General features: G+C 69.8%; 26 protein-coding genes and 1 pseudogene. 4 read left to right on the top strand and 23 right to left on the bottom strand.

Annotated features, from left to right (window positions below; translation table 11 throughout):
* Positions 1–3: 3 nt before the first annotated feature.
* The 12 genes from IEZ13_RS13330 to IEZ13_RS13275 form a co-directional block, all read right to left on the bottom strand.
* Positions 4–1,257 carry a flagellar hook protein FlgE gene (locus IEZ13_RS13330; protein ID WP_183222477.1) on the bottom strand — a complete coding sequence of 418 codons (1,254 nt, stop codon included), beginning with the start codon at positions 1,255–1,257 and terminating at the stop codon, positions 4–6.
* Between the two features lie 35 nt (positions 1,258–1,292).
* On the bottom strand, positions 1,293–1,724 hold the full coding sequence (locus tag IEZ13_RS13325; RefSeq protein WP_183222476.1) for a flagellar hook assembly protein FlgD: 432 nt from the start codon (positions 1,722–1,724) through the stop codon (positions 1,293–1,295).
* 151 nt (positions 1,725–1,875) lie between these two features.
* On the bottom strand, positions 1,876–2,364 hold the full coding sequence (locus tag IEZ13_RS13320) for a hypothetical protein (RefSeq protein ID WP_183222475.1): 489 nt from the start codon (positions 2,362–2,364) through the stop codon (positions 1,876–1,878).
* Between the two features lie 7 nt (positions 2,365–2,371).
* Positions 2,372–2,734 (bottom strand): response regulator, encoded by a 363-nt coding sequence (locus IEZ13_RS13315; RefSeq protein WP_183222474.1) that lies wholly within the window; start codon positions 2,732–2,734, stop codon positions 2,372–2,374.
* Positions 2,731–3,216: a chemotaxis protein CheX gene (locus IEZ13_RS13310; RefSeq protein WP_183222473.1), complete on the bottom strand. Its 486-nt coding sequence runs from the start codon at positions 3,214–3,216 to the stop codon at positions 2,731–2,733. Before IEZ13_RS13310 ends, IEZ13_RS13315 begins: the two co-directional genes overlap by 4 nt.
* Positions 3,213–3,599, bottom strand: coding sequence for a response regulator (locus IEZ13_RS13305; RefSeq protein WP_183222472.1), 387 nt, complete (start codon positions 3,597–3,599; stop codon positions 3,213–3,215). Before IEZ13_RS13305 ends, IEZ13_RS13310 begins: the two co-directional genes overlap by 4 nt.
* A gap of 5 nt (positions 3,600–3,604) precedes the next feature.
* Positions 3,605–4,450, bottom strand: a complete 846-nt coding sequence (locus IEZ13_RS13300; RefSeq protein ID WP_183222471.1) for a CheR family methyltransferase — start codon at positions 4,448–4,450, stop codon at positions 3,605–3,607.
* Complete coding sequence (locus IEZ13_RS13295; RefSeq protein WP_183222470.1) at positions 4,447–5,604, bottom strand: protein-glutamate methylesterase/protein-glutamine glutaminase; 1,158 nt, start codon at positions 5,602–5,604, stop codon at positions 4,447–4,449. Before IEZ13_RS13295 ends, IEZ13_RS13300 begins: the two co-directional genes overlap by 4 nt.
* A gap of 13 nt (positions 5,605–5,617) precedes the next feature.
* The gene (locus IEZ13_RS13290; protein ID WP_183222469.1) at positions 5,618–6,490 is read right to left on the bottom strand and encodes a hypothetical protein; all 873 of its coding nucleotides are present in this window, start codon (positions 6,488–6,490) and stop codon (positions 5,618–5,620) included.
* Entirely contained in the window at positions 6,490–6,927 is a 438-nt protein-coding gene (locus tag IEZ13_RS13285; RefSeq protein WP_183222468.1) for a chemotaxis protein CheW, read from the bottom strand. Before IEZ13_RS13285 ends, IEZ13_RS13290 begins: the two co-directional genes overlap by 1 nt.
* Before the next feature lies 1 nt (position 6,928).
* Positions 6,929–9,280: a chemotaxis protein CheA gene (locus tag IEZ13_RS13280; RefSeq protein WP_183222467.1), complete on the bottom strand. Its 2,352-nt coding sequence runs from the start codon at positions 9,278–9,280 to the stop codon at positions 6,929–6,931.
* Positions 9,281–9,365: 85 nt separating this feature from the next.
* A complete protein-coding gene (locus tag IEZ13_RS13275; RefSeq protein WP_183222466.1) occupies positions 9,366–10,064 on the bottom strand; it encodes a response regulator transcription factor in 699 nt (232 codons plus the stop codon).
* Between the two features lie 361 nt (positions 10,065–10,425).
* Between IEZ13_RS13275 and IEZ13_RS13270 the strand changes: the two genes are divergently transcribed.
* Positions 10,426–11,031 (top strand): CAP domain-containing protein, encoded by a 606-nt coding sequence (locus IEZ13_RS13270; RefSeq protein WP_183222465.1) that lies wholly within the window; start codon positions 10,426–10,428, stop codon positions 11,029–11,031.
* Positions 11,032–11,035: 4 nt separating this feature from the next.
* Here the strand turns inward: IEZ13_RS13270 and IEZ13_RS13265 are convergent, their stop codons facing one another.
* Positions 11,036–12,058, bottom strand: a complete 1,023-nt coding sequence (locus IEZ13_RS13265; protein ID WP_268240094.1) for a UDP-N-acetylmuramate dehydrogenase — start codon at positions 12,056–12,058, stop codon at positions 11,036–11,038.
* Positions 12,059–12,126: 68 nt separating this feature from the next.
* On the opposite strand from IEZ13_RS13265, the gene IEZ13_RS13260 reads away from it, so the two are divergent.
* From IEZ13_RS13260 to IEZ13_RS13250, 3 genes are all read left to right on the top strand, one after another.
* Entirely contained in the window at positions 12,127–12,888 is a 762-nt protein-coding gene (locus tag IEZ13_RS13260) for a maleylpyruvate isomerase family mycothiol-dependent enzyme (protein ID WP_183222463.1), read from the top strand.
* An 89-nt stretch (positions 12,889–12,977) separates the two neighbouring features.
* A complete protein-coding gene (locus IEZ13_RS13255; protein ID WP_183222462.1) occupies positions 12,978–14,381 on the top strand; it encodes a GH1 family beta-glucosidase in 1,404 nt (467 codons plus the stop codon).
* Positions 14,382–14,403: 22 nt separating this feature from the next.
* Positions 14,404–15,417, top strand: coding sequence for a LacI family DNA-binding transcriptional regulator (locus tag IEZ13_RS13250; protein WP_183222461.1), 1,014 nt, complete (start codon positions 14,404–14,406; stop codon positions 15,415–15,417).
* 170 nt (positions 15,418–15,587) lie between these two features.
* Here IEZ13_RS13250 and IEZ13_RS47725 read toward each other — a convergent pair whose 3' ends face one another.
* From IEZ13_RS47725 to IEZ13_RS13200, 10 genes and pseudogenes are all read right to left on the bottom strand, one after another.
* Complete coding sequence (locus IEZ13_RS47725) at positions 15,588–16,589, bottom strand: calcium-binding protein (RefSeq protein WP_275408367.1); 1,002 nt, start codon at positions 16,587–16,589, stop codon at positions 15,588–15,590.
* A gap of 76 nt (positions 16,590–16,665) precedes the next feature.
* Entirely contained in the window at positions 16,666–17,184 is a 519-nt protein-coding gene (locus IEZ13_RS13240; RefSeq protein ID WP_183222459.1) for an O-acetyl-ADP-ribose deacetylase, read from the bottom strand.
* Positions 17,181–17,981 carry an EI24 domain-containing protein gene (locus IEZ13_RS13235; RefSeq protein WP_183222458.1) on the bottom strand — a complete coding sequence of 267 codons (801 nt, stop codon included), beginning with the start codon at positions 17,979–17,981 and terminating at the stop codon, positions 17,181–17,183. Before IEZ13_RS13235 ends, IEZ13_RS13240 begins: the two co-directional genes overlap by 4 nt.
* 11 nt (positions 17,982–17,992) lie before the next feature.
* A complete protein-coding gene (locus IEZ13_RS13230) occupies positions 17,993–18,427 on the bottom strand; it encodes a hypothetical protein (RefSeq protein ID WP_183222457.1) in 435 nt (144 codons plus the stop codon).
* Between the two features lie 95 nt (positions 18,428–18,522).
* Positions 18,523–19,410 (bottom strand): alpha/beta fold hydrolase, encoded by an 888-nt coding sequence (locus IEZ13_RS13225; RefSeq protein WP_372441873.1) that lies wholly within the window; start codon positions 19,408–19,410, stop codon positions 18,523–18,525.
* Positions 19,411–19,423: 13 nt separating this feature from the next.
* Positions 19,424–19,741 (bottom strand): DUF2516 family protein, encoded by a 318-nt coding sequence (locus IEZ13_RS13220; RefSeq protein WP_183222455.1) that lies wholly within the window; start codon positions 19,739–19,741, stop codon positions 19,424–19,426.
* 65 nt (positions 19,742–19,806) lie between these two features.
* Positions 19,807–20,277, bottom strand: a complete 471-nt coding sequence (locus IEZ13_RS13215; RefSeq protein ID WP_183222454.1) for a hypothetical protein — start codon at positions 20,275–20,277, stop codon at positions 19,807–19,809.
* A pseudogene (locus tag IEZ13_RS13210) lies at positions 20,277–20,657 on the bottom strand (helix-turn-helix domain-containing protein); the annotation flags it as partial. The gene IEZ13_RS13215 and the pseudogene IEZ13_RS13210, both read right to left, overlap by 1 nt.
* A gap of 76 nt (positions 20,658–20,733) precedes the next feature.
* Positions 20,734–21,642 (bottom strand): asparaginase, encoded by a 909-nt coding sequence (locus IEZ13_RS13205; protein WP_183222452.1) that lies wholly within the window; start codon positions 21,640–21,642, stop codon positions 20,734–20,736.
* A complete protein-coding gene (locus tag IEZ13_RS13200; protein WP_372441874.1) occupies positions 21,639–22,472 on the bottom strand; it encodes a beta-keto acid cleavage family enzyme in 834 nt (277 codons plus the stop codon). The genes IEZ13_RS13205 and IEZ13_RS13200 overlap by 4 nt, the downstream gene beginning before the upstream one ends.
* Between the last annotated feature and the right edge of the window lie 582 nt (positions 22,473–23,054).

Below are 23,054 nucleotides of genomic sequence, written 5' to 3'. Positions count from 1 at the left end.
GGTTTAACGCTTCATGCTGACGAGTTCCTGAAGGAGTTCGTCGGAGGTGGTGATGATGCGGGAGTTCGCCTGGAAGCCGCGCTGGGCGACGACCAGATTGGTGAACTCCTGGGCGAGGTCGACGTTCGACATCTCCAGCGCGCCGCCGACGAGTTGGCCCATGCCGCCGGAACCCGCCTCGCCGACCTGGGCGTACCCGGAGTTGACCGTGCTCCGGAATTGCGAGTTGCCGACCTTCTCCAGACCGTTGGGGTTGGTGAAGGTGGCCACGGCGACCTGACCGAGCACCTGCTTGAGGCCGTTGCTGAAGACACCGACGATCTCACCGGTGTTGGAGACCGTGAACCCGGTCGACGTCAGCGTGCCGGCCGTCTGGCCGTCGGTGCTGAACACCCGGGCGTCGGACTGGCCCGAGTACATGGTCATGTCGGAGACGTTGACTTTGTACTCGTCAGGGCCGCCGAGATCGAAGACGATATTGCCCTCGGCGTCCATGGGTGGCATGGTGCCCGCGCCGGGCCTGCCGGACGCCATGTCGAGGGTCACCGGCGCGCCCACGACGGTGCCGTCCGCCTTGGTGAGGGTCACCGTCCAGTCCGTCGATGCCGGGACGGCGGTGGTGTCCCGTCTGAATTCGACGGTGGCGGTGCTGGTCGCACCACTGTTGTCGTAGACCCTGACCGGGATGGTCACGACGTCGTCGACCGCCGGGGGAGGCGGCACGTCACTGCTCAGATTGCCCTTGAGCCCCATCTGGGAGGTCCTCGCCGGCGGGATCGAGGCGCCCACCGGCATCCGGATGTCGCCCGGCTGCCCGGCCGAGTTGACCACGCCGTTCACCCCGGTCCAACCCTGGATCGGCTCACCGCTGCTGGTGACAAGTGTTCCGTTCGCGTCGACGGAGAACGAGCCGGCCCGGGTGTAGAGCATCTCGTTGCCACTACGGGTGACGAAGAAGCCGTCGCCCTGGATCAGCATGTCGCCGGATCGGCCGGTGGTCTGTGTCGAACCCTGGGCGAAGTTCGTATTGATGGCGCTGACCTTGACGCCGAGACCGACCTGGGCGGGGTTGGTGCCACCCTGACCGCCCTGTGGGGAGCCGGCCGCGTACATCATCTGGCTCAGCGTGTCGGTGAACTGGATCTGGGACGACTTGTAGCCGGCCGTGTTGACGTTCGCGATGTTGTTGCCGGTCACGTCGATCATTCGCTGGTGGGCGTTGAGGCCGCTGATGCCGGAGTAAAGGGAACGCAGCATAAAGAAGTCCTTAGGAGAGCTGGAAAGGAGACGGACTAGGCGGTCTTGGCGTCGGTCATGATTTCCGTGACCCTGGACAGCTGTACATCCGTGTTCCCGACCCGGAGCGTCGGTTCGCTGTCTCCGTTGAGCTTCGCTGAGGTGATCACACCGGTCTGTGGCATACCGAACTCGTCCTGGTAGTTGACCGTCTTGCCGACCAGTGAACTGGCACCGATCATGCGCTGCGACTGCAGCATCTCGACCATGTCCTCAAGCTTCTCGACCTGAGTGAACTGGGCGGTCTGCGCCATGAAGGCGGTGGAGTCGGCGGGCTTGGTGGGATCCTGGTATTTCAGCTGCGCGACGAGGAGCTTCATGAACGTGTCCTTGTCGGCGAGCGTCTTGCTCTTGGCCGCGGCCGCGTTTGCCGCGGCCACTCCCTGATAGGCATCGGCGCCGGTGGGTCCGGACATCGGTGAGGTCATCGACTTCTCCTGTCCCGTAGCTGGCTCAACCTAAGCTTCGGCCCGGCCCCGGCTTTGCTTAGTTGCAAATCAGGTCCCGGGAACAAATTTGCGGGCCCGCCGATCGGCGGGCCCGCAATGTCAGGTTCTTCAGTTCTGTACGCCTTGTGGGTCAGGGTGCGAGAGCCAGGCTGAGCTTGCCCTTCCCATAGCGGGTGACCTCGACCGTGAGGTCCAGCCGGCGCCCGAGGGACAGGAGGATCGCACGGACGTCGGCCGGGAGATCCTGCTTCGGGTAGATCACCTGGTAGAGCTTGATGTGCTTGGCGCCCTCCTTGTTGAGGAGGCTGGTGAAGATGTTGCACAGCTCGAAGACGTTCTCCGCGAGGTTGGGGAAGAGTTCCTTCTCGTCGATCGCGTCCTCGGCGGCGCCTGCCGGCAGCAGGCCGAGGGCGGCACCGGCGTTGGCGGCGAGGCTGAGATCCAGGGCGAGCGCCGCGTACATCTGCTGACGGTTGTCGGTGAAGACCGCCACCGACGACGTCGGCACCTCCTCGGCGCCGATCGGTTCACCGGGGCTGACGTTCACCTCTCGCCCGAGAAGATCCTCGAACAGATTGCGTACGGCTAGAGAGCCGGGAAGAACGTATACGTCTGACATGTCGTGATTATCCCAGGATAGGAGCGAACACTTCGTCGAATCGCTCAGCCGTAAAGGGTTTGATGATGAAGAAGTCCGCGCCCGCTTCCTCGGCAGCCGTCTTCATCTCAGCGGTCGACTCCGAGGTCACGAAGCCGAACTTGACCTTGTTGCCGGCGCCACGGAGGCGACGCAGCACGTCGATGCCGGTCAGGTGCGGCATGTTCCAATCGGAGATGATCAGATCGGGCTGCTCCTTGGTGGCCATCTCGAGCGCCTGCTGCCCGTCGGCCGCCTCGATCAGGTCGTGATCGCCGAACCCGGCCTGGCGCAGGGTCCGGACGACGATCTGCCGCATGACCCGGCTGTCATCAGCGACAAGGATCTTCATGCGCCCTCCTCCTTGTTGTCGATGCGGCTCTGCCACATCGAAACGGACACGGGTTCGCCTTCCCACACCCCGTAGACACCACCGATGCGCTGGGTGTTCGGGAACCGCGCCGACGATTCCGGCGTGAGGTTCACCTGCGGAAGCGACAACTGCGACCCCGGCGGCAACATCGCCTTGACGTTGCCGCCGACGATGTTGGCCAATTCGCCGAGCGTGTCGGACATGTCGTCCTCGCTCACCTCGTCGAGATCCATGGCGAGGAAGGCTGCCGCGGCACGCACCGCGGCGGCGCGGGAGGACGCGTAGACGACATGCCCGGTCCAGGACCCGGTGATCGAGACCGAGGAGTGCACCTCGGACGGCTGGTTCTCGTCGTACGTCGGAATCAGGGGACTGACGCCCTCCGGATCCAGGTACGACTCCCAGACCTGTTCCACCATCTCGGCGAGGTCACTCTCATCGACCTCGACTTCGATGCTCATGAGTTCGCTCCGGTCGGGACGAGGCCCAGCAGGGCCAGCTTTTCGATCATTGCCCCTTCGGTGAAGGGTTTGATCACGTATTCATGGGCGCCCGCCGCGAGGGCACGGACGATCTGGCTCTGCTCACTCTCGGTGGTGACCATCACGAGGGTCATCTCCCGGAGCCGCGGATCGGCCCGGACCTTGGTGACGAACTCCAGCCCGTTCATGTTGGGCATGTTCCAGTCGATGAGGGCCAGATCCGGCACCTCGGTCATGTCGGCCAGAAGGTCCAGCGCCTCCTTGCCGTCCCCGGCCTCCACCGCCTCGAAGTTGAGCTTCGTGACGATGCGCTTGAGAATCATGCGCATTGCGCGTGAGTCGTCGATCACCATGGCGCGCATCGGCGTCATCCCCTTCTCGCGGCGCCGACGGGCGCCGCAGTACGAGTCCGGTAGGCAGAGGTGCGGCCGGCGGCCACTCGCTCGTAGTTGTCGTCGATTCCGATCGTGGTCTCGGCCGCGCCGAGGAAGAGCAGGCCGTCCGGGCGCAGGATCTTCGAGGCGTTCCGCAGGACCTGGCGCTTGGTGGCCACATCGAAGTAGATGAGGACGTTGCGCAGAAAGATCACGTCGAACGGCTGCATCGGCGGGAACGGCGCCGTGAGACTCATGTGCTTGAACGAGACGTTCCTGCGCAGCGCGGGAATGACCCGCCAGTGCGCGCCGGCCCGTTCGAAGTACTGCACCAGCTGGGTGGCCGCCAAGCCGCGGTTCACCTCGACCTGGCTGTACTCGGCCTTGTTGGCGCGTTCCACCATCGCGGTGGAGATGTCGGTTCCGAGGATCTCGTAGGTCCAGCCGGTCGGCAGCGTCTCCTGGAGCGTGATGGCCAGGCTGTACGCCTCCTGCCCACTGGAGCTGGCGGCCGACCAGAAGCGGAGTTTGCGCACCGCCGACCGGGACTTGATCAGCTCGGGCAGCACCACGTCGGTGAGCGCCGAGAACGGCTCCCGGTCCCGGAAGAACGACGTCTCGTTGGTGGTCAACGCATCGATGATCCTGATCTGATGGGCCGGGTCGGGCCGCTTCTGCAGGTCGCCGATGAAGTCGTTGACGTTCGCCGCCCCGACCGCCCGGGCCACCGGGATGAGCCGGGCCTCGACCAGGTACTCCTTCCCCGGCGCAAGGACGATCGATGCCTCCTTGCGCACCAGGTTGGAGACGAAGGCGAACTCCGCTTGGGAAAGTGTCATCGGGCCACCGCCGCCGTCCGGCCCACCCGTACCCGGTTGAGCAGCGCGGTCGCGATCCGGTCCAGGGGCAGGACCTCGTCCGCCAGTCCCGCACCGACCACGGCGCCGGGCATGCCCCAGACCACCGAACTCGCCTCGTCCTGCGCCAGCACCTCGGCACCCGAGTCGCGTAGCACCTTCGCACCACTCCGTCCGTCTTGTCCCATTCCGGTAAGCACGGCCGCGTATGCCAAGCCGCCGTACAGCGCCGCCACCGAACGAAACATCACGTCCACGGCCGGGCGGCAGGAGTTCTCCGGCGGCGCCCCGCTGAGCTGGGTGACGGTGGTGGTGCCGCGACGCTCGAAGACCAGATGACGATCGCCCGGGGCGATGTAGACCGTGCCGGCCGCGAGCTCCATGCCCTCGCCCGCCTCCAGCACCCGGAGCGGGGTGCTCCGGTCCAGGCGTTCGGCGAACATCTTGGTGAAGACCGGCGGCATGTGCTGCGTGATCACGATCGGGACCGGCAGATCGGTCGGCAACCCGAGAAGGACCTTGGTGAGCGCGTCCGGCCCACCGGTCGAGGAGCCGATCGCCAGAATGTCGATCTTCCCGCCCGGGGCGCGACGGACGGCCGGCCGGACCGGCACGGGTCCATTGGCCGCGGGGCGCCCGGCCGCGGCCGGTAGACCACCGGGCCGCATCGGCGCGGCGCCGGGACGGAGGCCCGCCGGCGACGTGCCTCGCAGGGGTGGCCCGGCCGGCGGGCGGCGGCGCCCGCCGAGCACCTGGATCTTGGGTACGAGCTGCTGGCGCACCGCCGCGATGGACTCCGCCACCGAGCCCACGTTGCTGGGCTTGGTGACGTAGTCGGTCGCACCGGCGGCCAGTGCCTCCAGGGTGGCGTTCGCGCCCGCGGCGGAGAGCGTACTGAACATGATCACCGGCGTGCTGTGCCGTTTGCGCAGCTCACGGACTGCCTCGATGCCGTCCATCTGCGGCATCTCGATATCCATGGTGATCACGTCGGGTTTGAGCTGATCGATCTTCGCCTGGGCGAGCAGACCGTTCGCGGCCGTGCCGACCACCTGAATGCCCGGCGCTTCCCCGAGAGCGTCGACGATCAGCCGACGAACCACGACGGAATCGTCGACGACGAGAACCGAGATCATTCGACCACTCCCTTCAACCGAGCCAGGCCGGACCGAGCGCCGCCACGACCGGTGCGAGCAACCGGTGTGCCGTTGCGGTGTCCAGCAGATCGCGGACCACGAGCGCCTGAACGGCGCCGCTGAGCATGTTCCAGACCCCGCCGGCCCGGTCGGCCAGCGGAATCCCGGCCGTATCCACCGCCTGGACCAGCAGCATCTGTGCCGCGGCGGCGGTTCGGACCCGATCGGAGAGGTACGCCGCCCACGACGCCGAATGCACGGCGGGCGACCAGCCGGCGGTGTTCCGCCGGGCGTCGTCGGCCGCGGTCGAGACCCGTTGCCGGTCCTCGGTCCGCAGCGTGCGCAACCGGTCGAGCAGGGACGACACCGTGTAGTGGTGTGGGCCCAGGTCGATCGGCGCACCGGTCGGCAGCTTCCGCACCGCCGCCACCCAGCCCGCGCCCAGCCGTCGCCGGGTGTCGTCGTCCAGCACCTCACGCAGGTAGCTGGCGACCGCCGCGTCACACAGCAGGGCGGTCGCCGCTGCCGCGTCCTCGCTCTGCCGGGCGGCCCGGCCGGCGCCCTCCCAGGTCCACGACATCACGTCGTAGCGCAGGCAGGTCAGCAGGGCGTCGACCGTACCGATCGGCGCGCGCTCGACCAATGCGAGGTTTCCGGCCGGGTCGTCTTTCGACATCGCCTTGAGCGACGGCATACGGCGGGCGGCGCTCTCCACCTCCACCCAGAGCGGTCCGCGGACCTCCTCGTCGGGCAGCCGCTCGGCGAGCACCGGTAGGTCCCCGGCCTGCAGGCGCAACGCGCGCAGCAGGACCTCGGCCGCGGCCGGCCCGCCCTCGAGGCGGGTCAGATCGAAGCCCAGAACGGGGGCGCTGACCAGGCTGTACATCAGTGGGTGGCGCGGTATGTGTCGACGGCCTGATTGACGTCAAGAGCCAGCATCAGCCGCCCGTCCAGCTTGAACGTGCCGACCACGAGCTCCCGGGTGGGGCCACTCAGCGTGTCCGGTGGCGGTTCGAACGTCTCGTCGTCGAGATCCACCACCTCGCCGATCTTGTCCACCAGCAGGGAGACCGGCTCACCGTCACCGCGCAGGATGACGTTCATGACCGGGCCCTGCAGGGCCTGGCGGGCCAGCCCGAGCTGCACCCGCAGGTCCACCGCGGCGATCACCTGGCCGCGCAGGTTGAAGAGTCCACCCACGGCCGGCGGGGCGAGCGGCACCGGGGTGTACTCGTTGTACGAGAGCACCTCCTGCACCGTGTGCACCTCGACCCCGAAGAGCTGGCCGTCCACCTCGAAGGTGGCGAACTGACGGCTCGCCATGTCAGACCTCCACCATCATCTCGTCCATGGAATCGCTGTAGAAGTTCGGATCCGCGGCGAGGATGGCCCGGCGCACGTCGAGCAGCTCGGTGACCCGCTGCTGGATCACCGCGGTGCCGACCAGGCCGTCCTCCTCCGCGTCCCGTCGCGCGGTGGTCGAGTTCTCGGCGATGTCCACGATCCGGTCCACGACCAGTGCCACGCTCTTTCCGCCCTCGCTGTAGACGACCACCGAGACGGTGTCGCCCTCCAACTCCTCGCCGTACGCCCCGAGCAGGTGGGACAGGCGCACCAGCGGCAGGATCTGCCCCCGGTACTGGACCACCTCGCGGGATCCGGCGTGCTCGATGCGGTCGCGCGGGAACTCCTCCAGTCGCGTGACCGTGTCCAGCGGGATCGCCACGCGGCGTTCGCCGACCGCGGTGACCAGCAGGCGCTCGGTGCCGGCGGCTTGCTGGCCGCGCTTCTCGGTGACGCTCTCCCGCTCCGAGTCGACCGCGAGGTGCGAGCGCCGGGCCAGCGAGGAGACGTCCAGGATGAGGCCCACCTTCCCGTCACCCAGGATCGTCGCCCCGGCGTACAGTCCGATGTCCTTGAATCTGGTGTTGAGGGCTTTGACGACGACCTCTTCGGTGTTCAGCACCCGGTCCACGACCAGGCCGAACCGCCGGCCGTCGGCCTGCAGCACCATGATGTAGACGCCCTGGTCGCCGCCGACCTCGAGGCCGAGCGCGCGGTCCAGACGGACCAGCGGGAGCAGCTTGCCGCGCAACCGGTAGACGGGCGCGCCGGAGGCGTACTCGACCTTGGTGGTGTTGCCGTCGATGAAGACCAGCTCCAGCACCGCGACCTGGGGCACGACGTAACGCTGGTCGCCGCAGTCGACGGTGAGCGCCTGGATGATCGCGAGCGTCAGCGGGATGGTGAGCCGCCAGACCGTACCCTCGCCGGGTGTCGAGTCGACGCTGACCGCGCCGCCGATGTTCTCGATGTTGGTCTTGACCACGTCCATGCCGACGCCGCGTCCGGAGACGTTGGTGACCTTCGCGGCGGTGGAGAAGCCGGGCTGGAAGACCATCGCCATGATGTCGCGCTTATCCATGTTCGGGATCTGCTCCGGTCGGAGCAGGCCGTTCTGCACGGCTTTCTGCGCGATCCGTTCGATGTCCAGACCAGCACCGTCGTCGGCGACCTCGACCGCGACGTGACCACCCTCGTGGTACGCGCGGAGCGTGAGCGTGCCCTCCGGCCCCTTGCCGCTGGCGATCCGCCGCTCTGGATCCTCGATGCCGTGGTCCACCGCGTTGCGCACGAGGTGGGTCAGCGGGTCCTTGACCGCCTCCAGCAGGCTCCGGTCGAGCTCGGTCTCCTTGCCCTCCATGACCAGGGCGACCTGCTTGCCCATCGAGTTGCTCAGATCCCGGATGACCCGGGGCAGCTTGGACCAGATGTGCTCGATGGGCTGCATCCGGGTCTTCATGATGCCCTCTTGCAGCTCACTGGTGATCATGCCGAGCCGCTGGGCGCTACGGACCAGGCCGGAGTCACCGGTCTCCATCACGCCGCGGACCAGCTGGTTCCGGGCGAGCACCAGCTCACCGACCATGTTCATCAGGGTGTCGAGCAGGTCGACGTCGACCCGGATCGCACTGTCCGCGATGCTCCGCTTCGGAGTCTGGGACTGCAGCGCCTCGTTGACCGCGGCCGGCTGGGTCTTGCCCTCCTCGAGCAGGATGGTGCCGAGTTTGCGCTCGTCACCCTCGATCTGCTGCTGGAGCGCCGAGCTCACGTCGGAGGCCTGCGCCGCGCCGGCGTCGACCAGGATCTGGCCGAGCGGCTGACGCTGATCGGCGACCGGCTCGGGGGCCGACCGGGCGATCTCCGCGGACTCCTGCTCGACGCTCACCGGCGCCTCGGCCTCGGCGGCCGGCGCGGGGGCGGGGGCGGCCGCGGGAGCGCCGTCCGAGGGCGCGTTCATCTGCGCCTGGATCTTGACGATCACACTGTCGATGTCGACTTCGGCCTCGGAACCGTTCTCCTCGATGGAGGCGAGGATGGACCGGACACCGTCGATGCACAACAGCAGGACCGTGATGGTCTCCGGGCTGACCGGCTGCACCCCGTCACGGAGCCGGGACAACAGGGACTCCCCCGCATGCGCCAGCTTCTCCAGACGAGAGAACGCCAGGAACCCACTGGTGCCCTTGATCGTGTGGATCGCCCGGAAGATGCGGGAGATCAGGTCACGCGAGCCCGGTTCCTGTTCGAGGCTAACGAGGTCCCGGTCGATCTGGTCCAGGTTCTCGTGGCTCTCCATGAGGAATTCGCCAACGATCTCGCCAAGGTCTTCCACGACTCACTACCCTCCTGCTCGGCTTCACTGCCCTCATCGACTCGAGCTGGCGTCAACTGAGAAGACTCGACCGGTACGGCGAGAATCAGCCCTCGCCGCCCGGGCGCCGGTAGCGGTAGCCGAAGCCCCGGACGGACTCGATGGGAGAGTCGTCGGGATCGGACCAGCCCAGCTTGCGGCGCAGACGGAGCACCGCGAACTTGACCCGCTCCTGGCCGATGCCGGTCGGGTCGTCCCACGCCTGGGTGAGCAGCTGGTTCGGGCTGAGGACCGCGCCGGCATGCCGGACCAGCGCGTTGAGCAGGCGGAACTCGGTGGGCGTGAGACGCTTCTCGTCGCCTTTGACGTAGACCCGGCGCTTGGTCGGGTCCAGGTGCACGAGGCCGTCGTCGTAGATCTGGCTGGCCCAGGTGTTCTGTCCGGAGTTGGAACGCCGCAGCAGCGCCTCGACCCGGGCCAGCAACTCGTTGTTGGCGAACGGCTTGGTGAGGTAGTCGTCGGCGCCGCCGCGCAGGCCGCGCACCTTCTCCGCCTCCTGGCCGTGTGCCGTGAGGACCAGCACCGGGACGTCCGAGACGTCACGCAGCCGCTCCAGCACCTGCCAGCCGTCCATCTCCGGCAGGCCGACGTCGAGCACCACCAGGTCGGGGTGTTCGGCGTAGGCCTCCTTCAGCCCGGAGCGGCCGTCGGCGGCGTGCGCCACCTCGTATCCGGCCCGGCTGAACAACATCCGGAGAGCGAGTGCGATGTCCGGGTCGTCCTCGACCACGAGAAGGCGACTCATCGTTTGCTCACCCTGCCCCCAACTCGCGCTCGTGCCTCGTACAGGCACGGCCGATCCCCGCCGCGCGAACGCCAGCGGGAAGGAAAAGTCCGGCGCAAACACACCATAGCGTGATGTGTTCACCTATTTACGGACAGTGACAGTTTAGCGCCGAGGGGCGGGGCCGGAGCCGGTCCCCGCGGATCCGGCCGGTGGACCTGAACGAGCTAACCCTCATGCCCGATCGGGACATCCCTACAGCCTGACATTTCTCGTACGGCTTACCGCCCATTCCCCGAAAGATGTGACACGCCGCGTGTAACGGGGTGCGATTAGCAGTAACGGGGCGATCCGCGCCCATACCTGCATCCGGGAGGCATTCGTGTTCGACCTGGTAGTTCGACGCGTCGGCACGCTCGTGGCAGCACCCGTGCTGTTCGCTCTCACCGCACCGGCCCTGGCCCAGGGGCCGACCGTCCCGGAACGACCGCAGGCCGTCCCGCCACGGACCAGCACTTCCTCACCCGGCATGCCGAGCCCGGCAGGAGAGCCCCCGGCGACCACCGTCAACGTCCGGTCGGTGCCGAACCGCACCCCGCTCCGGGCCCGCGCCGTGATGGCCCAGGTGGTCCGCCTCACCAACGAGACCCGCCGCAACGCCGGCTGTCCCGGCCTCACGGTCGACGACCACCTGGTCGCCGCGTCCCTGCGGCAGAGCAACTACATGGCCCGGACCCGGCTCTTCAGTCACGTCTGGCGGGACGGCTCGACCTTCGTGGACCGCACCGCGGAAGCCGGATACCAGCAGCCCGCCGGGGAGAACATCGCCTGGGGCTACCGCACCGTGCCCGAGGTGATGGCCGCGTGGATGTCCAGCCCGGGCCACCGGCGCAACATCCTCAACTGCAAGGCCCGCTCGGTCGGAGCCGGCGTGGCCTACGCGGCCGACGGCACTCCGTACTACACGCAGGTGTTCGGCTGGCGTTAGACGGTCAGAGGGCGCAGTTGATCAGAACCGGCTCCGGGTGCAGTTCGACACCGAACCGGGCACGGACCCCGTCGCGGATCGTCCGGGCCAGGTCGAGCAGGGCCGCCGTACTGCCGTCACCGCGGTTGGTCAGCGCCAGCGTGTGCTTGCCGGAGATCGCCACGCCGTCCCCGGCGTACCCCTTCGGAAAACCGGACTGCTCGATCAGCCACGCCGCCGGGATCTTCACGGTCCCGTCCGCGCCCGGCCAGTGCGGCATCTCGCCCAACGTCGCGAAGAACTCCGCGGGCACCACCGGATTGGTGAAGAACGACCCGACCGACCAGGTGTCCCGGTCCTCCGGGTCGAGCACCATGCCCTTGCCGGCGCGCAGCTTGAGCACCGTGTCGCGGGCCTGCCGCAGCGGCACCCGATCGCCGGCCGAGCCGCCGAGGGTACGGGCGAGTTCCGCGTACCGGATCGGGGCCGACTCCGCCGAGCGGGCGAGCCGGAAGTCGACGGCGGTGACCAGATGCCGGTCGTCGTGCTTGAACACGCTGGACCGGTAGCCGAAACCGCAGTCGGCCGGGGACATGACGCGGGTCTCGTCGGCGATCCGGTCGTACGCGTGGACCGCCTCGATCGTGTGCGCGACCTCCTGGCCGTACGCTCCGACGTTCTGGATCGGGGTCGACCCGGCCGCGCCCGGGATCCCGGACAGGCACTCGACGCCGGACCATCCGTTCGCCACGGCGTACGCCACGAAGTCGTCCCAGGGCTCGCCGGCCGACACCCGCACCAGCACACCGGAGGCGTCCTCACCGACCACCTCGACGCCCCGGTCGCGCAGCAGCAGCACCTCGCCGTCGAAGCCGGAGTCGCCGATCACGACGTTGCTGCCGCCGGCCAGCACCAGCAACGGCCGCCCCTCCGCGGTGGCCTTACGGACCGCGGCGACCGCCTCGTCCGTATGGACCGCGTTGGTCACTGTGCCGGCGTGGCCGCCGAGGCGTAGCGTCGTGTACGCCGCCAGGGAAGTGTCAGTCACGACGCTCACCCTAAGCTCACACTGCGGGGGGTTTCACCGGCGGTCCGGCCGAGCGGGAGACGACTGCGATGAACAGGTTGCACGCGACGAAGGATTTCTGGCTGGCCGCGCTGCGTGCCGACGGCCCGGCGCTGTGGGACGCCGTCGCCGAGAGTGGGCCGGACGCGGTGGTTCCGGGCTGCCCGGACTGGACCGTCGCCGACCTCGCCCATCATGTGACCACGGTGCTGAACTGGGTGCGCGGCACGGTGCCCCGCGGCGTGACAGTGCGCCACGAGGGGTTCGTCCATCCGGAGCGCCCGGCCGAGTGGTCCGAGGCGCTCGACCACCTGCGCCGCGAGATCACCGGCACCATCGAGACGCTGGAGGCGCTCGACCCGGACCTCCCGGCGTGGAACTGGGCGCCACAGCCGAAGCGGGCCGTCTTCTGGCATCGCCGGATGGCCCACGAGATCTCGGTGCACCGGTGGGACGCCGAGTCGGCCGCCGGGCGGGCCACCCCGATCGAGACGAAACTCGCCACCGACGGCGTGAGCGAGATCCTGGACACCTGGCTGCCGGCCGGCAAGCGCCAGGGCCCGGCCGACATGCACGGCGTCGTGCACCTGGTCGGGACGGACGCGGCGCAGGAGTGGTTCGTCCGGCTGCGCGGCACCGGCATCGCCCTGCTGGACACCGGCACGATCCTGGACGGCGACGATCATCACCCCCGGGCGAGGATCACCGGCACGGCCAGCGACCTGCAACTGGCCCTGATGGGCCGGAAACGGACCGATCAACTCGCCCTCACCGGCGATCCGCGGCTGGTGCAGGCCCTGCACACCGGCTGAGGTTCGGTGTCAAGATCCGTTGTCACCGCGTCGCCAGGCCGTAAGATGAACCGGTTAAGTTCAGCGGATCATCAGGAAGCGGAGAAGACATGACGGCAACCGTCACGTCCACGTCGGCGCAGCCGGCCCCCGCGGGGATCACCTTCCCCGAAGGTTTCATCTGGGGAGCGGCCACGGCCTCGTACCAGATCGAGGGCGCCGCGAGGGAGGACGGCCGCGGCCCGTCCATCTGGGACACCTTCAGCCGCACACCGGGCAGGGTCTTCGCCGGCCACACCGGCGACATCGCGTGCGACCACTACCACCGGTACGCCGAGGACGTCGCGCTCATGGCCGAGCTGGGCCTGGCCTCGTACCGCTTCTCGATCGCCTGGCCCCGGATCCGCCCGGACGGCACCGGCCCGGTCAACGTCCGCGGCCTGGACTTCTACGACCGGCTCACCGACGAACTGCTCGGCAAGGGCATCGACCCGGTGGTCACCCTCTACCACTGGGACCTGCCGCAGACGCTCGAGGACCGCGGCGGCTGGACCAACCGGGAGACCGCCGAGGCGTTCGCCGACTACGCCGAGATCGTCCACCGCCGTCTCGGTGACCGGGTCACCACCTGGACCACGCTGAACGAGCCGTGGTGCTCGGCCTACCTCGGCTACGGCTCCGGCATCCACGCGCCCGGCGTCCAGGACCCGGTCGCCGCCCTGACCGCGGCGCACCACCTCAACCTGGCGCACGGTCTGGCCACCCGGGCGCTGCGCGCGGCCGGCGCGAAGAGCATCAGCATCACGCTGAACCCGTGCGCCGTCGCCCCGCTCGACCCGGACAGCGAGGCCGACCGCGCGGCCGCCCACCTGATCGACGGCCTGGCCAACCGGATCTTCCTGGACCCGCTCTTCAAGGGCCACTACCCGGCCGACGTGCTGGCGCACATCGCCCGGATCGCCGACCCGGTCTGGATCCGCGACGGCGACGAAACGATCATCAACGCGCCGATCGACGTGCTGGGCATCAACTACTACACCCCGGCGTACGTCTCGGCGGCCCCCGGCCACCCGGGCCCGCTCGACTACCCGGGCAGCCACGGCGTCAAGTTCCGCTCCCCGGTCGGCCCGGTCACCGACATGAACTGGCAGATCGAGCCGGCCGCGCTGACCCGCCTGCTGACCCGCCTGCACCGGGACTACCCGGGCGTCCCGCTGATGATCACCGAGAACGGCGCGGCGTACCCGGACGGCCCGGCCGAGAACGGCGAGGTCCACGACCTGCGCCGGATCGAGTACGTGGACTCCCACCTGCGCGCCTGCCACGACGCTCTGGCGGCCGGAGTGGATCTGCGGGGATACTTCGCCTGGTCGTTGATGGACAACTTCGAATGGGCCGAGGGCTACGCGAAGCGTTTCGGTATGGTGCACGTCGACTACACCACGCAACAGCGGGTGCTCAAGGACAGCGCGAAGTGGTACAGCGAGGTGATCCGGCGCAACGGCCTGGGCTGAGCCATTTCAGAGCGGGGGGCTTGTGACGACGCGGGAACGCCCGACCCTGGAAGCGGTCGCCCGTCGAGCCGGGGTCTCCCGCGCGACGGTGTCCCGCGTCGTCAACGGTTCGACCACGGTGGCGGCCTCCATCCGCGAGGCCGTCAACCAGGCCGTCGACGAACTCGGCTACGTGCCGAACCAGGCGGCCCGGAGCCTGGTCACCCGGCAGACCGACTCGATCGCCCTGATCCTTCCGGAGACGGCGAACCGGGTCTTCTCCGACGACCTGTTCTTCCCGGCCATCATCCGCGGCGTCGGCTCCGAACTGGAGGCCGCCGACAAACAGCTGGTGCTGATGATGGCCGGTTCGGCGGCCGGTTACGCCCGGGTCGAGCGCTACGCGGTGGCCGGCCACGTCGACGGCGTCATGTTCGCCTCGATCCACGGCGCCGATCCGCTGCCCGGCCTGCTGGCCCGCCGCGGCATCCCGGTGATCTGCAGCGGTCGCCCGATGATCGCCGACCCGCCGGTTCCGTACGTGGACGTCGACCACGCCGGCGGTGTCGCCGCGGCCATCCAACACCTGATCACTTCCGGTCGCCGGCGCATCGCGACCATAGCCGGCCCACAGGACATGGTGGCCGGCCTCGAACGCCTCACCGGCTACCACGACACGCTGCGCGCGGCCGGCCTCCCGGAACTCGTCGTCACCGGCGACTTCACCCGCGACTCCGGCATCACCGCGATGCGCGAACTGCTCGACCGCGACCCGGACCTGGACGCCGTCTTCGCCGCCTCCGACCTGATGGCCCACGGCGCCCTGCAAACCCTGCGCAACGCCGGTCGCCGGGTCCCGGAGGACGTCGCCGTGATCGGCTTCGACGACTTCGAGGTCAGTCGCTACAGCGACCCGCCGCTCACCACGGTGCGCCAGCCGATCGGCGAGGCCGGCCGCACGATGGCCCGCGAGATGCTCCGCCTGATCTCCGGCGACCCCGGCGTGCCGCCCGCGATCATCCTGCCCACCGAACTCATCGTCCGCGCCTCGGCCTGATCATTCCCGGCCCTCACGGCCGTTTCCGCGGCCGACCGAGACGTCCTTCCCGCTTTCCGACGCCTTCCCTGTACGCCTACCCGAGCCGCCCCGGGCAAACAGCGATCTCACTGCCGGGTCCGGCCTGTGCCGCCCGCGCCGGGCGTAGATCGGTGGTCCCGCCGGGCATTTCAGGACTCGCGGCGGATCTCGCAGTTGACCTTCGTGGTTGCGGAGCCGCCCACGCAGGTGTCGGTGGCGGTGCCGCCGTTGAGGTGGTCCTTGGCCTTCGGGTTGCTGGCGGGCGTGCCGTCCGCGTCCGGCACGCGGGCGTGCTCCTGCTCCCCGTAGAGCCGGTCGCTGCCCGCGTCCCCGCGCAGCGTGTCGTTGCCGCCCTGCCCGACGAGCAGGTCCTTGCCGCCGCCGCCGGAGATGCGGTCGTCACCGGTGCCGCCGTAGATCCGGTTGGCGGCCCCGTTGCCGGTCAGCCGGTCGTTCCCGGCGCCGCCGACGATCATCTCGACGTCGGCGCCGACGGCGTCCCCCTCGCCCGGCGCGCCGTCGTCGCCCTTGGCGCCGTCCAGGTCGACCCGCACGGCGCCGCGCCGGCCGCCGTAGTAGGCCAGGTCGATCCCGCTGCCGCCGCGCATGACGTCCCGTCCGGCGTCGGCATTGAGGTTGTCGTTGCCGGCGCCGCCACCGAGCACGTCGTCGCCGGCGCCGCCGATCAGGCTGTCCGGTCCGGCGCCACCGGAGAGCACGTCCCGGCCGCTGCCGCCGTAGAGGCTGTCCGCGGTGGAGCCGCCGACGATCCGGTCGTCGCCGGTCCCGCCCAGGACCATGATGTCGATGGCGCTCCGGTTGACGATGCGGTCGTTCCGGTCGCCGAGCTTGGCGAAGATCCAGAACAGGTGGTCGTCGGTGCACCGGACCTTGGTGCTGTCGCCGGGGACGGCCCGGCAGCCCGGGCCCGGCTTGATCGCGACCCGGTCGTCGATGGTGACCGTGTTCCCGTTCACGGTGATGACGACGTCGTTGACCGCGCCCTTGGCAGCCGTGAACTCGACGGTGTAGTCGGCGATGAACGCCGTACCGGCCGAGGCGGCGTAGGCGGGCGCCGGCAGGACGGCCGCCGAGGCGATGGCCGCGATGCCCGCAGCGGCGATACCGACCGACTTGATGCTGAAAGTCATTGTTCTTCCCCGTTGTCCAGGCTGCTTCGACATGTAGTGCGATGCACTCCCGGACGGGGTGGTTCTGATCCTCAGGTCACGGAAACATAACGGCCTGGACCGCACGCCCGACGGCCGCCGCCTCGGACCCGAACAGGACCAGGGTCGCGGCGCGGACGTGGTGCGGGGTGGCGGCGCCGAGCACGGTGAGAGCCTGGCGGACGGCGTCCTCGACCGGCCAGCGGTAGACCCCGGCCGAGATCAGCGGGAACGCCACCGAGACCGCGCCCAGGTCGTCGGCCACCTGAAGGGAGTTCGTGTAGCAGGCACGCAGCAGCTCGGAGCGGTCCTCGGTGGCACTGAAGACGGGGCCGACCGTGTGCACCACCCAGCGGGCCGGCAGCCGGCCCGCCGTGGTCGCGACGGCCTGGCCGACCGGCAGTCCACGGCCGTAGCGGGAGGCCCGCAGCATCCGGGTCTCGGCCAGGATCTCCGGTCCGCCCTTACGGTGGATCGCCCCGTCCACGCCGCCGCCGAGCAGCGACGAGTTGGCCGCGTTGACGATCACGTCCGCGGACCGGGCGGTGATGTCGCCCTCGACCAGGTCGATCCTCACAGCGAGGCGGTACTGGTGATCTCGATGGGCTTACCGAGCGACCGCCGGGCCAGCAGCGTGGCGCCGGCGATGGCGGCCGGCATCACCAGGACGGCGCCGAGCGGGATAAGGAAGCAGGCGAAGACGGCCGAGCCGAAGCCCAGGGCCAGGGCGCGGTGATGTCCGAGCACCACGCGACGGTGCCGCAGCCGCTGGCCACGCCGCTGGAACGGGACGCCGGTCAACTCCAGGGCGAGCAGCCAGCCGCCGATCGCGCCGGCCAGCACGGGGATCACGGTCTGGCCCACGAACGGCAGGAACCCGAGCAGGAAGAGCGGGATGCCGACCAGGATCGAGATGCCGATCAGCTTGAGCGAGTCGACGAGGCTGCGGCGCAGCGCCTCCCAGAAGCCGAGGTTCACCGCCTCGGGCACGCCGCCGAACCGGTCCTCGACCAGTTCCGAGATCTTCTCGTAGAACGGGTCGCCGATCAGCAACGTCACGGCGGTGAAGGTCAGGACGCCGATCAGCACGCTGAGGCCGAGCACCGCGGTGCCGCCGAGCACCCGGAAGGTGCCGCGCAGCCAGCCCGACCAGTCGTCGGCGAACCAGGTGACCTGTGCCGAGAGATCCGGCAGGAACCGCAGCAGCACTACCATCGCGGCCGTGTAGAGGACTCCGGAGATCAGCGCCGGGATCAGCCCGATGAGGAAGAGCCGGGGGTTGCCCAGCACCAGGCCGAGCCCACGGCCCAGCAACCCGGCTCCGGTGAAGAACTCACGGAGGGCTGTTACCGGACGTTTCTGATCACCGCTCACGTTGCGTGAGCTTAGAACCCCATCGCTACCGGGGTCGATGCGGAGGGGGTGGCGGATGCGCTCGGCGAGGACGGTGTGGCGGACGGGCTGGGCGGCTGGTCCGGCTGGGTCGGGGTCGGCACCGGCGGCGCGGTGAGCGGCGGATCGGTGGTCTCGACCGGCGACACCGGCACGGACTGGACGACCGTCACGGTGGCGATGACCGTGGCGGGCCCGGCCGCCGGCGCCGACAGTGACGGGACCGGGTCCGGGGTGGCGCGGGGTGGCCGGGCCGTGTAGCCGGCGGCGGAGTCCCGGGTCGGGGCCGCCCCGTCCGGCGCGGCGCCCAGACCGCCGTCGCCGAGGATGGCGCCGGACCCGTCCGGGGCGCCGAGGCCGGCCTGGCGCGCGACCGGCGCTCCGAGGGCCCAGCCGGCCACGACCGCGAACGGCAGCCCGAGAACCACCAAAGCGAGGAAAACGGACTTGGGGGACAAGCGCACGTAATACTCACCGCTCTACCGCGGGAAAAGTTACGGCTTTCCGGACATAGCTCCCGAACTCAAGCGTTGAGGAAGGCGGAGACGCGGTCCCGCAACTCGGCCCGGTTGTTCCACAGAACGGCCGGCCGGTCGTACACCTCCAGCTCGGCGCCGGGCAACAGACCGGCGATCCGCTCCGCCCAGGCCACCGGGTGCACCTCGTCGCCGAGACAGCCGATCACCAGCGCCCGGCCCCGGAAACGCCGCAACAAAGACTCGTCGGCCACCGGCGGCGCCGACCACAGCGTCTCGACCTCGGGCGCCAGCCCGTCCCGTTGCAGCTGCTCGACCCGCTGCCGCAGGAAGCTCCAGCCGGCCGGGGTGTTGCGCACCGAGGACGGCAGCTCCTGCTCGACCGCCGCGGCGATCACCGCGGCCTCCCCCGACTCGACCGACGCCAGCAGCCGGGAGAGGCGCTGCACCGAGGCGGCCGTCCGGGACCCGTCCAGCGCGGCCGGCAGGTAGAGGACCACCCGCTCGAACCGGTCCGGAGCCTCGGTGAGCAGGCGGCACAGCGCGGCGGCGCCCATGCTGACGCCGAGCGCCCGGGTGGCCCCGGACAGGTCGGCGACACCGCGCAGGTCGGCGGCCAGGTCACCGAAGGACCACGGGCCGGGCGGCGCATCGGAGCGGCCGTGCCCGCGGAAGTGGAAGAACACCCGGCGGCCGGCGACCGCGCTGCCCAGCGGGCGGGTGCCGGAGACGTCCCCGGCCAGCCCGTGCGCGAACACCGTCACCGGGTCGCCGGCACCGGTGACGAGCTGCTCCACCCGTACCCCCGAGGGGAGAGTGACCAGCTCGGTGGCCGGACCCGGCAACGTGGGGCGACCGGTCCGCGGGCCGCTCCGGTCCATGCGCTGGAGGCGCGGCCCGCCGTCCGGAGGAGGCGGGCCGAAACGATTCCTCAACGGCCGGCCCGGATCACCAGAAGCCCTTGCCGTCCGACAGATCCTTGAGGCCCGGGCGGACGTCGAGCATGTAGATGAGCGCCGCGGCGACACCGATCATCGTGATGATGAGCAGACCCAGGCCGACGAGCACGGTCAGCGCCAGACAGACGCCGATGATCGCGGCCCACGCGCCTTTCGGCAGTGTCCCGAGCGCCTGGAAGCCGGCGCCGCGCTGTGTCAGGCAATGGATCAGGGCGACCGCCTGCACCGCCATGGACACGAACCACATGGCGGCGTCCAGGTAGTTGCGGACGTCGTCGAAGAAGATGGGCGCGGCGGATGTGGCCATGAGGGAGAGTCTATGCCGCGGGCCCCGGCAAACGCCGGGGCCCGCGGATCATGTCGGATTGTCGATCACTCGGCGGACGCGGCCGGCTTGGCCCGCTTGCGCGGCTTCGGCGCGGTCTCGACGGCCGGGACCTCGGTCGCCGGGGCCTCGACGGCCTTCGGCTGCTCGGTGGCCTCGATGTCGGCGTTGACCACCTCGGCGGCCTCGACCACACCGGTGCCGACCACGCGCTCGCCGCGGGCGACCAGGTCGTTGTAGACGGCGATCGCGCGCTCCTGGGCGACCTGGGCGAAGTTGACGGCCGCGGTGGTGGCGCTGTCGCGCAGGGCCACGAAGTCGGTCTCCTGAGCCTTGCCACGCAGCTCGGCGGCCTTGGTGCCGGCCTGCTCGTTGTAGGACTTCAGCGAGGCGGTGGCCCGGTCGCTGAGCTCGGTCAGCACGGCCGGCAGCTTGCGGAGCTGCTCGTAGGCCGCGTCACCGGCGCCTGCGGCGGCGTACAGCGGGGCGGGGATCTTGGTCTTGGTCTGCTCGGTCATTTCGACTCCTCAGCGTCTTCTGCGGGTGGCGCGTTACGGGCGTTCTCGTTGCGGAATGTCTCGTAGATCTGCGTCAGGGACTGCTTCTGCGCGATCGTGAGCTCCGGGTCGACCGCGATGGCGGCCAGCACGCCCTGCTGGCCCTCACCATCGAGCAGCCCCGCCCGCAAATACATCGCGGGCGTCGACACTCGCAAGGCGCTGGCGATCTGCTGCAGCACCTCGGCGCTCGGTTTACGCAGGCCACGCTCGATCTGGCTCAGATAGGGGTTGCTGACGCCGGCCTTGTCGGCGAGCTGCCGGAGCGAGATCTTCGCGGTCTGCCGCAGGTCTCGGATGAACGATCCGATGTCCTCCGGCAGATCCTTCGGTGTGGCCATGACTCGAAACTAGCTCGGAGTGCTAGCTCTTGCAAGCAAAATGCTTGCAAGAGCTAGCGTGAACCCGGTCACCCCGCTAACCGACCGCGCGCACCTCGCCGACCGGAAGGCCACCACCCAGAACCAGCTCCGGCATCGCGGGAACCTCCAGGCCGAGACGGCGCAGGGCGGCGAGCAGCACCGGTACGCGGGCCCGGCTCGCGCCGTCGGAGATCTTCAGCGCCACCGCTCCCACCCCGGCCATCGCGGCCGCGGCCACCCCGTCGGCGCCCTTCTTCACGAGCAGGCCGGGCACCGCGTTCATCAGCACGGTGTCCTCGGTGCCGGTGCCGGCGACCAGCTCCGGGCGCGCCCGCATCGCATCGGCCACCCGGCGCTCGGGGCTGCCCGGCTCGGCCTCGACCAGCCGCCGGAACGCCCGCGCCAGCCCGATCGGGGAGATCGCGAAGATCGGCGCGCCGCAGCCGTCCACCCCGAGCGCCGCGATCGGCTCGCCGGACAGACGGCTCACCGCGTCGGCGAGGGCTTTCTGTAACGGATGGTCGATGTCGAGGTACGTGTCCAGGGGCCAGCCGTTGAGCACACAGGTGGCCAGCATCCCGGCGTGCTTGCCGGAACAGTTCATCAGGATCGGCTCGGCCGCGCCGCCGCCACGCAGCCAGTCGTACCGCGGGGTCTCGCCCAGCGGCAGGTCGGCCGGGCAGCGCAGCGCCTCCGGCCCGAGATCGACGGCGGCCAGCATGGCCCGCACGCGTTCCACGTGGAACCCCTCGCCGTCGTGGCTGCCGCTGATCAGGGCGAGGTCGGCCTCCTCCCGCGGCATCAGGCCCGCGTTCAGCAGGCCGACGGTCTGGAGTGGCTTGTTGGACGAGCGGGGAAAGAACGGGGTGTCGACGTCACCGATGCTCGGGCCACCGTCGACCGCGACGACACCGTGGTGCGTGCTCTCCACGAAGCCGGAACGGACCACTTCGGCGATGATCATCGGGCCGGGACCCCCAGCAGCTCACGGGCCTGCGACGGGGTGAGCGGCGGGCGCTGGGCGAGCTGGGCGAAGCCGACGGCACGGGCCACGAGCTGCATGTTCGACTCGACGGGACGGCCCTTCGCGTACGTCAGGGTGTCCTCCATCCCGACGCGCAGGTGCCCACCGGCCGCCAGGGACGCCAGCATCACCGGGATCGTGCTGCGGCCGATGCCGGTCGCCGAGAACGTGGTGCCCTCCGGCAGGTCACGGACGGCCTGCTCACAGGCGACCAGGGCGGCCGCGGTGCCGGGCATCCCGCCGGGCACGCCCATCACCAGGTCCACGTGCACGTGGCCGCCGGCGGGCAGACCGTACCGGCCGAGCAGGTGTTGCAGGGTGGTGAGCTGGCCCAGGTCGAAGATCTCGTACTCCGGCACGATGCCGCGCTCCTGCATGCGGGTGTGCAGGTCGACGATGAACCCCCAGCGGTTCATGAACACGTCGTCGCCGAAGTTCACGGTGCCCATCGTGCAGGAGGCCATCTCCGGGGCGGCGTCCAGAACCGCCAGCCGGTCCGCCTCCGGATCGTGCACCGAACCACCCGAGGACAGCTGCACGATCAGGCCGGTGCCCTCGCGCAGCGCGGCGACGGTGTCCCGCAGGCGGCCCTGGTCCAGGGTCGGGCGGGCGGCGTCGTCACGGATGTGGACGTGAATGATCGAAGCGCCCAGCGCCTCGCACTCCTTTGCGGTGGTCACCAGCTCGTCCAGGGTCACTGGCAGAGCCGGCGCGTCCGCCTTGCTGCTCTCCGCGCCGGTCGGGGCGACGGTGATCAAGGTCCCGGTCATGCCGGTCATCCTGCCATGCGGGACAGCCCGATCTCCCCGGCCGGCAGCGCCCGGAGACCCGTCCGATCGGGGTCAAAATCTCTCCGGTACGCGAGACGTCGTTCCACCCGGCTCGGATCGTCCCCGCCAGCGCCGTCTTGGGATGGGCGAGCGCACACGATCGCGGCATCGCGACCACCCACCCGCCCTACAACCGCGGCGGCCGCACACACGGTGCCTTCCGTGTGCGGCCACCCACCCTCGCAGGCCCGGCCGCGGGCGCCCGGCTGGGTAGGACGAGGTCGGGCGTACCGGAAATGAGGCTCTCCTGCTGTTTTCGTGGGTTTCTGGTCGTCGGCCGCGGGTGGGGTGGGCGGAGACCACCGTGGGCGAGGTCGGCGACGGTGATGAGCGTGTCGGGGCGGCGTGGCCGTGGGTGTGCCGGGCGGCGTGGCCGTGGGTGTGTCGGGGCCGGCGCGCGTGGCTGGGTTTCGGCCGGTCCCGCCGGCTGTTCGAGCCGTCCGCGAGCGTCGATGTGAATCTTGGGCGATCGTTGCCGAGCGGCGCGATCTTGCGCGATCATGGCCGTCCGGATGTAACCGA

This window comes from Actinoplanes campanulatus (assembly GCF_014647795.1).
GTDB lineage: Bacteria > Actinomycetota > Actinomycetes > Mycobacteriales > Micromonosporaceae > Actinoplanes > Actinoplanes campanulatus.
This window is presented reverse-complemented; position numbering and strand designations above follow the sequence as displayed.

Coding starts and splice junctions, on each gene's coding strand:
- IEZ13_RS13295 (WP_183222470.1), bottom strand. CDS start 5,604: ATGATCTCGGTTCTCGTCGTCGACGATTCCGTCGTGGTTCGTCGGCTG.
- IEZ13_RS13290 (WP_183222469.1), bottom strand. CDS start 6,490: ATGTACAGCCTGGTCAGCGCCCCCGTTCTGGGCTTCGATCTGACCCGC.
- IEZ13_RS13220 (WP_183222455.1), bottom strand. CDS start 19,741: ATGGCCACATCCGCCGCGCCCATCTTCTTCGACGACGTCCGCAACTAC.
- IEZ13_RS13320 (WP_183222475.1), bottom strand. CDS start 2,364: ATGTCAGACGTATACGTTCTTCCCGGCTCTCTAGCCGTACGCAATCTG.
- IEZ13_RS13285 (WP_183222468.1), bottom strand. CDS start 6,927: ATGGCGAGCCGTCAGTTCGCCACCTTCGAGGTGGACGGCCAGCTCTTC.
- IEZ13_RS13205 (WP_183222452.1), bottom strand. CDS start 21,642: ATGATCATCGCCGAAGTGGTCCGTTCCGGCTTCGTGGAGAGCACGCAC.
- IEZ13_RS13260 (WP_183222463.1), top strand. CDS start 12,127: ATGAACAGGTTGCACGCGACGAAGGATTTCTGGCTGGCCGCGCTGCGT.
- IEZ13_RS13300 (WP_183222471.1), bottom strand. CDS start 4,450: ATGACACTTTCCCAAGCGGAGTTCGCCTTCGTCTCCAACCTGGTGCGC.
- IEZ13_RS13215 (WP_183222454.1), bottom strand. CDS start 20,277: ATGACCGAGCAGACCAAGACCAAGATCCCCGCCCCGCTGTACGCCGCC.
- IEZ13_RS47725 (WP_275408367.1), bottom strand. CDS start 16,589: ATGACTTTCAGCATCAAGTCGGTCGGTATCGCCGCTGCGGGCATCGCG.
- IEZ13_RS13305 (WP_183222472.1), bottom strand. CDS start 3,599: ATGCGCGCCATGGTGATCGACGACTCACGCGCAATGCGCATGATTCTC.
- IEZ13_RS13200 (WP_372441874.1), bottom strand. CDS start 22,472: ATGACCGGGACCTTGATCACCGTCGCCCCGACCGGCGCGGAGAGCAGC.
- IEZ13_RS13315 (WP_183222474.1), bottom strand. CDS start 2,734: ATGAAGATCCTTGTCGCTGATGACAGCCGGGTCATGCGGCAGATCGTC.
- IEZ13_RS13325 (WP_183222476.1), bottom strand. CDS start 1,724: ATGACCTCACCGATGTCCGGACCCACCGGCGCCGATGCCTATCAGGGA.
- IEZ13_RS13330 (WP_183222477.1), bottom strand. CDS start 1,257: ATGCTGCGTTCCCTTTACTCCGGCATCAGCGGCCTCAACGCCCACCAG.
- IEZ13_RS13255 (WP_183222462.1), top strand. CDS start 12,978: ATGACGGCAACCGTCACGTCCACGTCGGCGCAGCCGGCCCCCGCGGGG.
- IEZ13_RS13310 (WP_183222473.1), bottom strand. CDS start 3,216: ATGAGCATCGAAGTCGAGGTCGATGAGAGTGACCTCGCCGAGATGGTG.
- IEZ13_RS13275 (WP_183222466.1), bottom strand. CDS start 10,064: ATGAGTCGCCTTCTCGTGGTCGAGGACGACCCGGACATCGCACTCGCT.